General features: G+C 42.6%; 1 protein-coding gene. It reads right to left on the bottom strand.

Translation table 11 applies throughout. The annotated features are described in order from the left end of the window. Nucleotides 1-78: 78 nt before the first annotated feature. On the bottom strand, nucleotides 79-591 hold a 513-nt coding region (gene xthA, locus R8O11_RS29560), incomplete at its 5' end, for an exodeoxyribonuclease III (protein WP_318195169.1).

Raw genomic sequence — 591 nt, 5'->3', positions numbered from 1 at the left:
CATGAAAAAGGGAGACTGAGTCTCCCTTTTTACTAGATTTATCTTAGCGTTGAGTCACGGTTATTGCTTTGTAAAGTATTACTTGAATGTCGACCAGATTGGCGCATGGTCTGAAGGCTTTTCAATACCGCGTAATTCATAATCGATACCCGACTCAATACATTTTTGCGCGAGAGAAGGAGTCGCCAAAATCACATCAATTCGTAGACCTCGGTTGTCATCAAAGCCGCGAGAGCGGTAGTCAAACCACGAGAAGCGATCGTTCACTTCTGGGTAAAGCTTACGGAAAGTATCTTCAAATCCCCAATTTAACAACGTTTGTAGCCATTCACGTTCTTCTGGTTGGAAAGAGCATTTACCCGTTTTCAACCAACGCTTACGGTTTGGTTCTCCGATACCGATATCTGAATCGATAGGGCTGATGTTGATATCACCCATAACAATCAACTGTTCATCGTTGCTGTGATGATCGTTTAGATACGTCATTAGATCTTTGTAGAACTGGCGCTTGTATGGGAATTTCGTTTCGTGGTTAATGTTGTCCCCTTGAGGGAAGTAGCCATTAAGCACCGTTACTTTTTCACCATTTTC

Source organism: Vibrio sp. 1288, assembly GCF_033344475.1.
This window is presented reverse-complemented; position numbering and strand designations above follow the sequence as displayed.